The 12,711-nt window shown below is 41.8% G+C and carries 15 protein-coding genes; 6 read left to right on the top strand and 9 right to left on the bottom strand.

Annotated elements, in window-relative coordinates; genetic code table 11:
* A partial coding sequence (locus AB4558_RS22035) for a reverse transcriptase N-terminal domain-containing protein (RefSeq protein ID WP_408063721.1) occupies positions 1-297 on the bottom strand: 297 nt, incomplete at its 3' end.
* A 75-nt stretch (positions 298-372) separates the two neighbouring features.
* Positions 373-516, bottom strand: coding sequence for a hypothetical protein (locus AB4558_RS13535; protein WP_162497971.1), 144 nt, complete (start codon positions 514-516; stop codon positions 373-375).
* 395 nt (positions 517-911) lie between these two features.
* Between AB4558_RS13535 and AB4558_RS13530 the strand changes: the two genes are divergently transcribed.
* The gene (locus AB4558_RS13530) at positions 912-2,294 is read left to right on the top strand and encodes a hypothetical protein (protein ID WP_372158862.1); all 1,383 of its coding nucleotides are present in this window, start codon (positions 912-914) and stop codon (positions 2,292-2,294) included.
* 102 nt (positions 2,295-2,396) lie between these two features.
* On the opposite strand, the gene AB4558_RS13525 is transcribed toward AB4558_RS13530, so the two are convergent.
* Entirely contained in the window at positions 2,397-2,585 is a 189-nt protein-coding gene (locus AB4558_RS13525) for an AlpA family transcriptional regulator (RefSeq protein WP_372158861.1), read from the bottom strand.
* Between the two features lie 457 nt (positions 2,586-3,042).
* Here AB4558_RS13525 and radC point away from each other — a divergent pair, with 457 nt between their 5' ends.
* The 4 genes from radC (at position 3,043) to AB4558_RS13505 (ending at position 5,113) form a co-directional block, all read left to right on the top strand.
* A complete protein-coding gene (radC, locus tag AB4558_RS13520; protein WP_248384725.1) occupies positions 3,043-3,510 on the top strand; it encodes a DNA repair protein RadC in 468 nt (155 codons plus the stop codon).
* Entirely contained in the window at positions 3,507-3,959 is a 453-nt protein-coding gene (locus tag AB4558_RS13515) for a DUF2787 family protein (RefSeq protein ID WP_372050619.1), read from the top strand. The genes radC and AB4558_RS13515 overlap by 4 nt, the downstream gene beginning before the upstream one ends.
* A gap of 22 nt (positions 3,960-3,981) precedes the next feature.
* Positions 3,982-4,425, top strand: a complete 444-nt coding sequence (locus AB4558_RS13510; protein ID WP_372158860.1) for a DUF2787 family protein — start codon at positions 3,982-3,984, stop codon at positions 4,423-4,425.
* Positions 4,426-4,552: 127 nt separating this feature from the next.
* Complete coding sequence (locus tag AB4558_RS13505) at positions 4,553-5,113, top strand: tyrosine-type recombinase/integrase (protein ID WP_372158859.1); 561 nt, start codon at positions 4,553-4,555, stop codon at positions 5,111-5,113.
* Positions 5,114-5,474: 361 nt separating this feature from the next.
* Here AB4558_RS13505 and AB4558_RS13500 read toward each other — a convergent pair whose 3' ends face one another.
* From AB4558_RS13500 to AB4558_RS13490, 3 genes are all read right to left on the bottom strand, one after another.
* The gene (locus tag AB4558_RS13500) at positions 5,475-6,656 is read right to left on the bottom strand and encodes a DUF533 domain-containing protein (protein ID WP_372125293.1); all 1,182 of its coding nucleotides are present in this window, start codon (positions 6,654-6,656) and stop codon (positions 5,475-5,477) included.
* A gap of 208 nt (positions 6,657-6,864) precedes the next feature.
* Complete coding sequence (locus AB4558_RS13495) at positions 6,865-7,539, bottom strand: inovirus Gp2 family protein (protein WP_372158858.1); 675 nt, start codon at positions 7,537-7,539, stop codon at positions 6,865-6,867.
* 378 nt (positions 7,540-7,917) lie between these two features.
* Positions 7,918-9,243 carry a hypothetical protein gene (locus tag AB4558_RS13490; protein WP_372158857.1) on the bottom strand — a complete coding sequence of 442 codons (1,326 nt, stop codon included), beginning with the start codon at positions 9,241-9,243 and terminating at the stop codon, positions 7,918-7,920.
* A gap of 135 nt (positions 9,244-9,378) precedes the next feature.
* Here AB4558_RS13490 and AB4558_RS13485 point away from each other — a divergent pair, with 135 nt between their 5' ends.
* Positions 9,379-10,104 carry a hypothetical protein gene (locus tag AB4558_RS13485; RefSeq protein ID WP_372158856.1) on the top strand — a complete coding sequence of 242 codons (726 nt, stop codon included), beginning with the start codon at positions 9,379-9,381 and terminating at the stop codon, positions 10,102-10,104.
* Between the two features lie 14 nt (positions 10,105-10,118).
* On the opposite strand, the gene AB4558_RS13480 is transcribed toward AB4558_RS13485, so the two are convergent.
* The 3 genes from AB4558_RS13480 to fabR form a co-directional block, all read right to left on the bottom strand.
* Complete coding sequence (locus AB4558_RS13480; RefSeq protein WP_372158855.1) at positions 10,119-11,378, bottom strand: tyrosine-type recombinase/integrase; 1,260 nt, start codon at positions 11,376-11,378, stop codon at positions 10,119-10,121.
* A 297-nt stretch (positions 11,379-11,675) separates the two neighbouring features.
* On the bottom strand, positions 11,676-12,047 hold the full coding sequence (locus AB4558_RS13475) for a YijD family membrane protein (protein ID WP_004736696.1): 372 nt from the start codon (positions 12,045-12,047) through the stop codon (positions 11,676-11,678).
* Positions 12,047-12,688, bottom strand: coding sequence for an HTH-type transcriptional repressor FabR (fabR, locus tag AB4558_RS13470; RefSeq protein ID WP_010438693.1), 642 nt, complete (start codon positions 12,686-12,688; stop codon positions 12,047-12,049). Before fabR ends, AB4558_RS13475 begins: the two co-directional genes overlap by 1 nt.
* Positions 12,689-12,711: the final 23 nt, after the last annotated feature.

The following is a 12,711-nucleotide window of genomic DNA, read 5'->3' as shown; positions in this document are numbered from 1 at the left end:
CTTACAGTGGCTCTTGACTCTCGTTGCTTTTGCGATACGCATTTGAAGCTTCAATACGTGTGCTTCAACGGATTTCCAGTCGATGGACTGCCATTGAGCGCCGTCAGAAGATGCACTAATCTCTTTCGAGATCACCATTTGCTTTTCTCCTTGAATAAAGTTCTTCAAATTCTCTCGCAATGGGAGACCAGTCGGAAGTGGGCTCACTTTCGTGATCAGACATAAGTCTGTATCTGCATCATTACAATGCAGCTTTCGCTTTTTCCGACCTCCTATACCTGCATCACTATCGGCCACAAAGGCTTTCCCAAAGGGAGTGATACAGGCTTACCCTGTTCCGTATGTTACGTAAAATGTCAGCTTAGATGCCCACTATAGTGCGGAGAGTACGGCGACCACGAAAAAGTACTGTCCAACCTCTTTCCAACTCTCATTGCCTTTTGGCCACAGCGTATTAACCACTTCCGCTGCTTCATCATATAACGCACCTTGAATGGATTCACATACGTTCATCATACTGACTACCTAGCACTTACCCGAATTGTGGTTTTCAGGAGGAACGTCCTCTCACGATTCTTTTCCCACTCAGCCCAACGGCCAAGTTTCGTTACATTGTCCGAGCCGCTGCTTTATTCAGGCTCGTAGGTTCATCTGGTGATACAGATGGTTCACTCGTTAAGCGGTGAACAACGCTTCATACGACCTCAGGTCGCACGGACAGAAATGAGTTAGAGAGCTTTCAATTCTTAGACGATTTAACAGAAACGTATAACGTTAGTTTATCTAGTTTCCCCTAAATGATTGAAATACACATTCAATAACACTTTGTAACCGTTATTTCCTAATCTAGACACCTTAACGTTAGTAAACTAAAAATTCCAAAAACCATTATAAAACGATAGATTCAATCAATGAAAAAACTAACTTTAATCACCGCATCAGCACTATTATTAGGATGTGATGGCGGTTCAGACTCAGGCAATCAAGATACAAGAGGCATTGCCAACGTAAACACCAAAGATGCTGTTGTTTTTATGCAGCAAGCTCAAACAGGTGCTCGTTCTTCGGATATCCAAACTTGTGGTGATTACTTCACTCAAGTAGGCGAGCAAGGACATAACCAACCAGACATCTCTAACCTCTTCGACTTTCACTACGTTGCGGGTGCAACCAAATGTGAAATAGAAGAAACAGTAGCAAGCCAGAACAACCTCTTCCTTAAAGGTGCATTTATTGGGTTTGAGCTGAAAGCTGATGGTAGTGGTGATGTATCACTTGTGGATTCATGCGTAATCCTTAAAGTCCCAATGCACAACAGCGAAAAAGGCGGTGGTATCGAATGTATTGCTAGGGGCAATGATGACGATGATCACAGCATTCATGTAATCAACTCAGGCATGTCAGTTGATAAGAATGGCACTTTACGATTCATCCGACACATCCATCCTGAAAGACGATCATGGTTGATGGAGTACGATGAGAACATTAGTGACGTGAAAACACTGGTTGAGCTTAATTTCAAGCGAGAGAGAGCTGGTCAACCTGAGAGTTACATCACTTACTCCACTGACGGTGATAAAACAATCATCGTTGGTATTGGTGATGTTTACTATGATAGTGAGCCACAGAATTACACCGCAGTAGGCTTGTATAATGACGGAGTAATGAACTATTACCATACCACTATGGATTTCATCGTACATGCTGACTTGATTGGTGATTGGGCATTTACTTACGAAAAGAAAGATCGAACTACGATTACAGACTTAAGCTCAAACAGCAACTACGGTGACAACGTCGGCTCGATAGACTTCTATGGCAATGATCGAGTTTACGAACAGAATGGTGAAATCTTCACTTTAGTTAAACCCTCTAGTAATGAGGCTTATTCAAGCACCAAGAGTCTTAGCTCAATTAACCCAGAAACTGGTGAGACAACACCTGTAATGTCAAATGATCACTATGATTTTTACAATCTCGCTGAATCTGATTTAAACGGTGAAAGTGTTCACTGGGTAGTCTATATTGATAAGGGTGGTGACCATTTAGCTAGGAAGATCGGGGTTTTAGGTGATGACTTAGGTTTAAAGGAAGGGTTCGAGGATTTACTGGGTGGCAAACTGGAATATGCACAAGTACCATCCCTTACACCTGTCGTTGGTGGTATGAAGGTTCATACTAGCGGCGATAAAGCTCAAACCTTTTACCTATCAAGCTTCGATGGTCAAATTATAGATGCAGAAGATACTCTAAATGATCTGAAGGCACTGACCAGAATTCAAGAAGAATTCTAATAAGCCTTCATTCGTCAATTCCCCGAAACTCGTTTTGGGGCAAAAGCTTGTTAGAAAATACGCATAGAAGGAAGCCATTACAGCCTCCTTCTATACCATGTCTTACTCAGTGCTATCTCGCTCACCAATTCGCTCTAACACCCAATCTGTCACCTCTTCTTCTACCCATGCCACTGAACGACAACCTAATGACACTGCTTTTGGAAATTGGCCTTCGCTCATGTACTTGTAGATAGTAGATCGTGCAAGGCTGGTTAAGGACATGACTTCTTTTAGTTTGATTAATCTCATGATGAATTCCGGTTAGTTCAACTCATGAGATAACGAGAATGTGCAGTTAATTACTTCACTGCGTAAATCACCACACTCCAACTTTTTTCAACCACACATTACCTTTCTGAAGCCAGCTAGTCGCAGGTTTCCATTTATGCACTTTTCTTAAAATCAAACTAAGCAGGAGGCACTTATGCCATTTGTTTTTATTGCTGGCTTTATCGTTGGCGCAGGCTTGTACCACATAAACAAGGAGGCGAATGGTGAATCCCCACCAACCTACTAAGACACTAATAGAGTTGTTCATCTATGGCGTTGTGAGTGGTTACAACTGGGCTAAACAACAAGATAAACAGCGACCATAACCTAAAGCGGCCCAGCGTAGTTGGGCTGCTTCTATGGGGAGGGATTCCATTATTTTTTAGCCACATATTACTTGGATGCACATACCTTTAACGCACAAGAAGGAAAGTACATGCATTCAAATCATTACACGCCAAACGAACCTACAGAGCTTCGTCAAATCCTAGAGACCGCTGCAACTATGCTCGCAGCCAAGTATGCTCGGGCTGGCTCATTCACCAGCCCTGAAAACACTAAGCAATATCTACAGATGAAACTGGCGCATTACGACAGAGAAGTGTTTGCCGTGATGTTTCTTGATAATCAAAACCAACTAATTGAATACAAGGAGATGTTCTTTGGCACCATCGATGCCGCTAGCGTCTATCCAAGAGAAGTCGTTAAAGAAGGATTACTACTCAACTCGGCGGCGGTGATCTTTGGTCACAATCATCCATCTGGCTTGCCTGAGCCCTCACAAGCAGATCGTAGGATCACTCAACGTCTCTCTGATGCTTTAGCATTGGTTGATATCCGAGTATTGGATCATGTCGTCGTAGGTGAGCAATGTGTGTCTTTTGCTGAGCGAGGTTTGCTATGAGCCAAACCACACCGCATCGACTGCTGGTGGAATACCTTAATGCTCTTGTTGAGCAATTAGATGTCCCGACCTTTGCTACACGTATCGCCCTTAACTTTCGAGTATCGAACTACTACCAAGATCGTAGTGGTTTTCATCCTGTAGAGATCCAACTCAATAGATCAACAAACCAATCAAACGGTAGTCATTGGAGCATCGTCTTTGTGACTAGCTTTGCTTACTCAGATGAGCAAACCGAAAAGCTGGAGGTCGAGCTTTACTTCAATTTCTTACGTGGATGGTTCTATCAACCGGACATTGAATGCTGTGAACTCCACCAGCCACAAGTAACCAGTCTATATCAAAGCTATGAACGGTCTTTCCTCAAGCAAATCCAACAAGGCTCCTTTGACGGTATCCAAGCAACACTCGTCAATGTCGACACGCCCACTGAATCATCTATCGCATAACCACTAACCAAGGAGGCATACCATGCCAGCCGCAACCAAAATTCAAACGATGCAGTTTCACCCTTGTGTGCTGCCTATCTCAACTCGCTTTCATAACGCTATTACTAAGCAGGTTCAGGAGGCGAGTCTTGATTACTATTCAGATACCTTAACCATTAACTTTCGTGATACAAGCTATAACGCTGAAGCTGGTGGGCATCATCCAGTAGAAATCATGATCCGTAATGACGGCGATAAATGGCGACTCTGTTACATCACCGATTTTGCCTATTCTGGAGGTGTCTATCCAGAGCTAGCCGTCGAGCTTGATTTCAATATTGAGAGCAACATATTCAGGCAGATGTTTTTAGCACCTTGCGCTTTAGCACATCGAGAAGTGAAATCTTTCTATCGAACATGGGAAGGTAACTTTTTGGAGTATTTATCTGATGGTGTGTTTGACCAAATCAAAGTCACCAAGAGCTGAAAAGCATCCAAGTTCCCATTTTAGCAATTTGGGAACTTGCCAACCCTTATGGAACAAGGCTTTTCGTTTCTGGCTTGCTTTGAAGTTCCTCTAATCATCATTTTCATCGAAAAAAGGAAGCTGCGTTATGGCAGAAGTTCAAGCGGTGAAAAACCGTGACACTATCCAGCTCATCGGCCACTTATTAGAAATACGGCATAGTAAGCAAATGTCAGATATCTGGAATGTGGGTATCAATCTCGCTTTACGGATTTCTGATTTACTGGCGATTAAGTTCAGTGACATCGAAGAAGACCGTTTAACCATCCGTGAGTCAAAGACGGGCAAAGTGGCCCAGATTGCATTAAACCCAAGAAGCTTAGAAATCATCCTCCGCATTAAAAAGGAGAATCCACACCACATTTACCTATTTCAATCTTACCGAAACCAACAAGCGATGAACAAAGCTGCCAACCCATTGAGTCGTCGAGCGGTTAGCCAAGCGTTCTCGTCGATTGGTGAAGAGATTAGTTTTCCGTTGGGGACTCACTCAATGCGAAAGACCAGAGGCTACCACCTCTACAAAAGCACCAAAGATATTGCGCGGGTGATGCGTATGCTTCGCCACAGTTCAGAAGGTGTCACACTGCGCTACATTGGTGTGACACAAGATGATATTGATAATGACTTTAGGGAGTTAATTCTGTGAATACAAAAAAGACAACACCCAATCCATCTTCAAACTGCCGCTTAACTCGAATGTGTGAAGTTGATTAAAAGAGGCAATTACCTACCTATTTTTATGTTCAAACACGCTTTTAAGCACAAACTAATTATAACTGCTCTGAGAATGCTCTAGATTTTTAGTGTGGACGTCCACACTAAAAATCTACAATATAACCTTTCCCAGTTGAATTTAGTTCGAGATAAAAAGTTTTAATCGCAGCGAGGGGGAAGTAGCCTAGTCATTCTAAGTAAACCCTCTCACCAAAGAGTAAAACGCTTTTATTCGTCCCCTTCGGGCAACGTTTGCTGGTCAACACGCCCTACGCCTCAAACCCATACTTTGCTTAAACAAAAGCTACCTCGTATTTTTTCACTGACTCTTCGTAGAATTTACCTTTTTCTTGCAGTGAGCTCTTAGCTTCGGCTGACACTTTCACCAAGTCACAATCAGCAGCCATCATTGCAGAATTAATAATATTTTTTTGACGTTCGGTACTGAACTCTCTTTTAAAGTAAGTCAGTTTATTATCACTAAAACACCCTTTCACGAATTCAGTGAGTTCTTCATCATTTTGCAACCATGTAGACCGTCGGAGTAACTCTTTTTCTGGTGAAGTAAACATAGACTTCAGCCGAGTCATAGCGCTTGTGGTATTGCCTTCAAACTCATAAACAACCACTTTTTTATCTGCACTCGAATAAGCATTAGAAGCTCCCACATCTGAAACTAGATGGCCAGATTGTGGGCCAATGCTTGCTTTCCCTCTTAACTCTTTATCCGTGGAAATACTTTCAGAGCGTTTGCTACCAGAATATATGGTTACTTTCTTAGCACCTGCTAAACGAGCTGCATTGACTAATTCAGTATCTTGGCTGGTCAAAAATGAATCATCAAAAAAATTTGATACTGAAATCAACTCTCTTTGCTCGCATCGAGCTTGTGCTGGGTGCTCTATCAAAAACTCACCGACCACTGAACTGTTTATCACATAATTCTCTGGCAATGAGTCAACGTTTATATAGTCTAGGGATAATGTGCTTCGAGGTTCCTCATCGGTTAACATGAACAACTGTTGATCCGGTAAACCTTCAAACATTAACTTCATTCTGAATAAAAATGCTTTTTCACAATGAGTATGCTGGTCATTAGCGCTGATGACTTCCTCAATGAAAGCCTCCCAGCTCCCTTCCTTCTTTTTAATTGCTCCCCAATACCGATGAAGTTCAGCGATACTCAATGGCTCTTTAATCTTTAACTCTTGCAAACTTTTAGAGGAGGGATATTCCATTTTTTCATTATCTATATAATTTTGAATAATGGACTTCTCCTTTTCACACATATCACCATCGGCATAAGCAGCAGAGGTAGCTAGTTGCACAAGAAAACACAATTCCCTTTCTTGTTCTTTAGTTAATGACTTTTCAGTTACATCCCGTGCGGAACTAGTCTTTTTTTTATCATTTCCCGAAAAATATTTGTATGTTAGTGCACCTGCGGCAGCGGCGGCAATAAATGGCAATGGCATCAATTCACTCCTTGTCAAATTGTTATGCGTGCAATTGTATTTTAATTGTAATTTTATAACAGCCCAGTTATAAGGATTTGTGACAACTAACCTGCTATAAGGGGACGTCTAACCTTACTCACTATCAAGAAGAAAAGCAGAGGAAAGCGTGCTAACGCATTTGATCAAACATCTTCCTGACAAGATAAACTCGAAGATTAGTTCTGCCTTAAATCAGTCCCTTTCTTGGATTACTGCATCCAAAGTTACGGCGACCATCACCAAGTATCTTAGTCTCAGCCTTTGCCAAGTAAGCTAACCTAACCGCTACCTCACCTAAGTCTTTCTGAAATCGTGCTGGTGGGTGATTACGGTTCAACGTATACATTGGACGCTCAGGGATATGAACTAACCCTTCAACCTCATCTGTCGTAAGCCCTAATGCACTAGCCCATGCTCTGTTTACCATACAAGCAAGAGTACCTTCGTAATGAAGCCTACCAAATGGATAGTAACCATCCTGATTGACCGCTAATGCCACATGGTAATGTTCATTGTGACTGGCGTTACGTTCCCTTACCCAAACGTAATTTAACGGACACGGGTAGATACGCTTCCCTTGTCTGGCTTTATTCATCTGGTCGAAATGCATCTGAGTTTTCAAAGAGGCTATAAACCGTTTCATCAAATCAACATCGGTATTCACATAGCAGGTCGGTACATCACGCTCTAAAGGGTTGTCAGAGTTCAAACCATTGTTAGGTATGCGTAGATCAATTCGAGCGATGAGTGCTCTAGGATGGATCGCTAGGGCTCCCATAACAATGTCATTGATACGGGTAAGGTGACGTTGGTTTAAAGAACCATACTGAGCTGGGATTTGAGCTAATTGAAACATGTTCATGAAAATCTCTCCTATGTGTTATTTGATTTCACATAGAAAGAGAATGATGCATAACAATTTACATAAAACCGTTCTGCCGTAGCAGTGAGTGAATCTCTATTGCCTATGGCTAGAGATCTTAACCGACACAACAACATGTACTGCATTCATCAGTAGTGTGGCTACTGAGTGTTGTACTGCTAGTAATGCTCTTATAAAGAGTGTTTGTTAAGTAGCTATATTACTAATCCACTGAGAGCACTGTTTCTTTCAGGGCTGTAGTACTGGAGTCATGTCGATGGAGAGCCAAAGATTAGATCTAGCTAAGGTGTTCTGGATCGTAGTCACTCTGAAGTTATGCACTTCAATGAAAATACATTCAATTATTAGCTAGTACGTCTAATGACTTAAAATTATATCAATCCCATTTCCCCTTGCTGAGTATGGTAGGACTTTGTAAGTGCCTTGTTCTGGTAAATTATCAGAGAGCTCTCTGTTCACAGTAATCACATTTTTGGCTTCGATAGCTTTAGCCCATGCCATATGTACAACTAGATCAACCAGCTCCTTTGCTCCGGCTACAACATCGATATCATGAACTTCAGTGTCCAAAGCTTCATTAACTAAGGAGTCTTCATTGTAATTGCATTGGAAGTCTGTATTTTTTTTATGATGATGCATCACAGACTTTGGTAGAAACCTGTCTGCTATTGAATCAACAAGGTCATCATCGGATAACAATTTATCTGGTACCTTTCCTGAAATAAGAGAGCTACCATCAATCGCGTCCCAGTGCTGGTTTAGCAAGTAAGAGGCAATATCATTCACTCTAAGCTCTATATGACCAGCCAGCAGCTTTCCATTTTCTCCTTTAAAGAAGTGTCTTACTCGGCAGGCATCAATACTGACTTCCACGGATGCAATTAAAGATGATTCGTAAAATGCGTTGAGAGGGGGCTCTGTTTGATTGTGCATTGACTTTTGGCTTATCACCGAAGAAATGACCACCTCTGACAAGCTCGCTGTCATAATCAGATTTTGCTGAGAGAGGCGATCTCCGTGAACTTGTTTTTGAAATGCTGAGTGCCAGATATTTAGATAGTACTGTGTTGATACATTCCCCATCAGTTGAGGGATAGTGCCACCGGGTTCAACCTTGTGAATAAGCCCTAATGAACTTAATCGTTCAACGTGCGATTTCACTCTTTCTTTATTCATACCGGTAATTTCGGCGATTTTTGCACGTCCAAATTCAGATACATGGCCAAAGTCATCACTAAAATGCAGCAGAACAAGAAAAACCAGTTTATTAGCTAGTGATGGTTTTTTTGCATTGTTTAACAAACCTTCATAATGAATAAATGTCGAACTCAACTTTAAAAAGGGAGCGCTCACGTGCATACCTTTAGCATTACGATTACGTGGAAGAGTGACATGGTATCGGTAGCTGTTCCCACCCTTACTTGTCTCAAATGAATCCCTACAAAGCAGTCTTACTTTCTCTAGCTGCTTAACTGATTTAGTAAAAGTACTGCTACTTATTCGCAGGCATGAGCACAACTCACGACTAGCGAGTGTCGTTTGCCAATTATCACACCGAGTAAGAATAAGTAGTTTAATCCAGAGCATTTTAGCTTCTGGTGATGCTTCAAACTTCTGGCTATTCTCATCGATATACAGCAAAGCTCTTGAGAGTATTTCGACCTCTTTCATGGCGTAATCCATCAATATTCCTAATTTTACCAGTAGGTATTTAGAGTTCAAATACTGTATCACATTACACGGTGCGGAAATGCGTAATGACTATTTCTGGTGATTAAGTCACGAACGGTATTCCATTACTGTGGCAAAGTATGAGCTGTGTTTATAAATGGTGTTATGAGTATGGGACGTAGAAGTAATGCTAAAAGCTGGTTAACTGGTTCTCTGAAACAAGAAGAGTGGGCAGCAGAATATTTGATCAAAAAAAAGATTCTTTGGGATACCGGTTTAGCCAATTCAGCATCCAGAAGTACAGCCTCAGCAATAGAATACTTAAAAGATTTAAATGAATCGATAAGTGACAATAAGTTACTGTTACAGCAAGCAAGTAGTGCTTGGCGTGCTCAAAAGAGTAGGAAGGATAATAAACAAATCAACATATCCATTTCTGAAAATTCGTACAATATCGCTGTCCAATTAGCCAAAAGTAATGGGTATTCGATCAAGGCAATGGTTGATCTTCTTATTACTGAAAGCCAAAACAAGATCGAAGAGTTGGAGAGGTTAAAGAAAATAGAGCCAGAGTACACACAAGCCTGTGAAACAATAAAAGAGCAAGATACTCAAATAGAAGAATTGGATACTGAGCTTTCAAAGCTAAGGAAGGCTAACGACGACCTAAATCCCTCAGTATCCACTGTTCACGAAAAAGAAAAATCATCGACTCTTCAAGAGAAAATCATTTCTGCACAAGATGAACCTACGCTGCATGAGAGCCCTAAAACCACAAATCAAAAAGTACATACCAACCATTCTAAAAGAAAAGCCTCAAAGAAATGGCAAAGTCCATCATCTAAGCCTTCTAAACCGCTATGGCAAAGATAACAAATACTCAGTATCTAAGCTGACTCAATAGTTGATATGGGGACAACGTTACTAGCACTCAGTGCGTATAGCTTATCCCCCCAAGCTTGGAGCACTGACAGTTGTTCATTTAAATAATCATGGTGATTGTAAACTCGCAACATACCCGGCAGCTGGTGGCCTACCGCTTTCTCTACAGCCACAATATCGAGCCCCATCTCACTGCATCGACTAATAAAAGTCCGACGAAGGTCATGCGGTGAGAAATGTTCGATATCTGATGGAAGATTACGCTTAATAAGTGCTCGTATCGCTGATGGCTCTTGAGTTTTATCTGAAGAGATTTGGGGCCAAACCAACTCCCATTTGTTTGATACAAACTTACGTTGCTCTTGGAGCTGCTCAATCAGATAGTCACTCAACGGTACTTTACGACTCTCTGGGCTCTTCGTATGTCGCTCTTCAGAGCTAGCAGGCAGCAGCCAGACCTTTTCATCAAAATCCAATTCACTCCAACGCATTTCAAGTACAGCACTTATACGCTGACCACACCCAAGCAAAAAACGTATCAAGCGAATATTCGCTGGATCTGTGCGCCAGTCATCTAAGCTCGACAACAATACTTTCAATTCAGAAAAGCTAAGGTTTCTCTTTGTCACATTTGAGCCACCACCAACATCTTTTGCTTTTAATTGCGGTGCTGGGTGCCTATCAATCATATTCAAGGCTAAGGCATGATTGATCACCTGATTAATGATTTTGTGACAAACCCCAATAGCTCCAGCCATACGTTTTCCATCTTTATCCACCTTTGCATCAAACACTTTATTAAGGTCGATAATATTCAAGTCAACTAGGTTGATATTACCTATGTAGGGTTTGATATCACGCAGGTAGATAGCTCTAGACTGGGAACTGCGAAGTTGCTTTGATAAACGCTTTTCATCAAAGCTAACAAATGCATCATCAAATGTACGTGCTTCTTCTTGCTCTCGACGCTCTCTGAGTAGCTCTATTTTAGGGTTTTTATTGTTCTCTAACCAACTGCGATAGCGCCCGGCTTCCTTCCTTGCCTGATCCAGCGTCATACCTGTATTTGGCTTTAGTTGGACGTAACGGCCCATAGATATTTTGTCGTGCTTTTTACCAACTTGAAAACGAAATGTCCAAGTCATCGTACCCGTAGGGCGAACTCGAATATTCAATCCCTCAATTTTCTTATCAGGAATTAGATACTCTTTCTCTTTTGGTTTTAATGCTTGCAATGTTGCATTGCTACTAATTCGCTTTGTCATTATCAGCAACTCCTACCATTCGGGGTACGGCTCAGGGTACGGGGATGTGTGAGTTTTCATTGTACCCCTGAGGATACCCATGGACAACCAACAAAATCAAAACCATAAAAAACAACACTTTAATAGTAAAAAGTAGAACCACACGTACACTGATGGACACTATCATCCATTTACGCACCACATGGAAGCTGGCGTATTCCTAGAGCGTAAAGCGTAAGTATCGCTTTCAGGTCTAAGCCAAACAGCAGATACAAAAAAACGAGCCCATTGGCTCGTTTTTTTAATTTCTAAATCAGCTTAAGCAGTTTTGCCGATAAAGCCGAGTTTCTTACCTACCCATGCAAGAAGCAACATCGCGACAATAATCGCAAAGAAGTTTGAGCCAGCATCAGGGTGTTGTGCCTTCACAAAAGCCGAGTGGCCAAATGCACCCACGAAGAAACAAGCTAAACCTACTAGTGGGATATCTTCAGATACTGGGTTAGTTAGGTACTCTTGGTAAAGCGCTTGTACAGCCAAAACTAAAGCGATAAGCGGGAAAATAGAGAAGCCCACTTCGCTCATTGTTACCCAAGATAACAATGCATCACCACACACACCGGCTACAACAGCAAGTACGAGTGTTTTTCTTTCAGAACCACGGTTTACAGTATTATTTTCATTCGACATTATTCAATCCCGCCTTTTAATCGGTTACGTTCACGTTCTTTACGATACCAAAAAGCCCCTTTGGCCATCATTCGCAATTGCATGATCAAGCGTTCAGCCAGTTCATCTCGCTGACGTCGATCTAAATCTAATGCTTCTGCCCCTGAGTTGAAGACCAAGATAACGGAGGCTTCAGCTTGAGTAAAAGCTTCGTCCCTTGTCATGCCAGTCGTTATCAAATATTCGGTTAACTCAGCAGAGAAGTGCTGTATCTCACGAGCTACCGCTGCACGAAACTCAAATGAAGTTCCTGAGCGCTCTCGCAATAACAGTCTGAATACGTTAGGGCTGCTTTCAATGAATTCCATAAAGGTTTCAACCGATGTACGAATCACACTGCCTTCTTTTACTATGCGTTGCCTAGCTTGACGCATTAACTGGCGCAGCAGTAAGCCACCTTCATCAACCATGGTTAAGCCAAGCTCATCCATGTCTTTGAAGTGACGATAAAAGGAAGTCGGTGCTATTCCAGCCTCACGAGCGACTTCTCTCAAGCTTAGATTGGAAAAACTACGATCGGCGCTGAGTTGGCTAAATGCTGCATCGATTAAGCTGCGACGAGTTTTTTCTTTTTGCTGTGCGCGAATGCCCATTGGTTTCATACTTTATCAATTTCTTCTTTTAC

The organism is Vibrio sp. 10N.222.51.C5 (genome assembly GCF_041474575.1).
Lineage (GTDB): Bacteria > Pseudomonadota > Gammaproteobacteria > Enterobacterales > Vibrionaceae > Vibrio > Vibrio crassostreae_C.
This window is presented reverse-complemented; position numbering and strand designations above follow the sequence as displayed.

Excerpts from the sequence above, each read along its gene's own strand:
- AB4558_RS13535 (WP_162497971.1), bottom strand. The coding sequence starts at position 516 with ATGATGAACGTATGTGAATCCATTCAAGGTGCGTTATATGATGAAGCA.
- AB4558_RS13530 (WP_372158862.1), top strand. The coding sequence starts at position 912 with ATGAAAAAACTAACTTTAATCACCGCATCAGCACTATTATTAGGATGT.
- AB4558_RS13525 (WP_372158861.1), bottom strand. The coding sequence starts at position 2,585 with ATGAGATTAATCAAACTAAAAGAAGTCATGTCCTTAACCAGCCTTGCA.
- radC (WP_248384725.1), top strand. The coding sequence starts at position 3,043 with ATGCATTCAAATCATTACACGCCAAACGAACCTACAGAGCTTCGTCAA.
- AB4558_RS13515 (WP_372050619.1), top strand. The coding sequence starts at position 3,507 with ATGAGCCAAACCACACCGCATCGACTGCTGGTGGAATACCTTAATGCT.
- AB4558_RS13510 (WP_372158860.1), top strand. The coding sequence starts at position 3,982 with ATGCCAGCCGCAACCAAAATTCAAACGATGCAGTTTCACCCTTGTGTG.
- AB4558_RS13505 (WP_372158859.1), top strand. The coding sequence starts at position 4,553 with ATGGCAGAAGTTCAAGCGGTGAAAAACCGTGACACTATCCAGCTCATC.
- AB4558_RS13500 (WP_372125293.1), bottom strand. The coding sequence starts at position 6,656 with ATGCCATTGCCATTTATTGCCGCCGCTGCCGCAGGTGCACTAACATAC.
- AB4558_RS13495 (WP_372158858.1), bottom strand. The coding sequence starts at position 7,539 with ATGAACATGTTTCAATTAGCTCAAATCCCAGCTCAGTATGGTTCTTTA.
- AB4558_RS13490 (WP_372158857.1), bottom strand. The coding sequence starts at position 9,243 with ATGGATTACGCCATGAAAGAGGTCGAAATACTCTCAAGAGCTTTGCTG.
- AB4558_RS13480 (WP_372158855.1), bottom strand. The coding sequence starts at position 11,378 with ATGACAAAGCGAATTAGTAGCAATGCAACATTGCAAGCATTAAAACCA.
- AB4558_RS13475 (WP_004736696.1), bottom strand. The coding sequence starts at position 12,047 with ATGTCGAATGAAAATAATACTGTAAACCGTGGTTCTGAAAGAAAAACA.
- fabR (WP_010438693.1), bottom strand. The coding sequence starts at position 12,688 with ATGAAACCAATGGGCATTCGCGCACAGCAAAAAGAAAAAACTCGTCGC.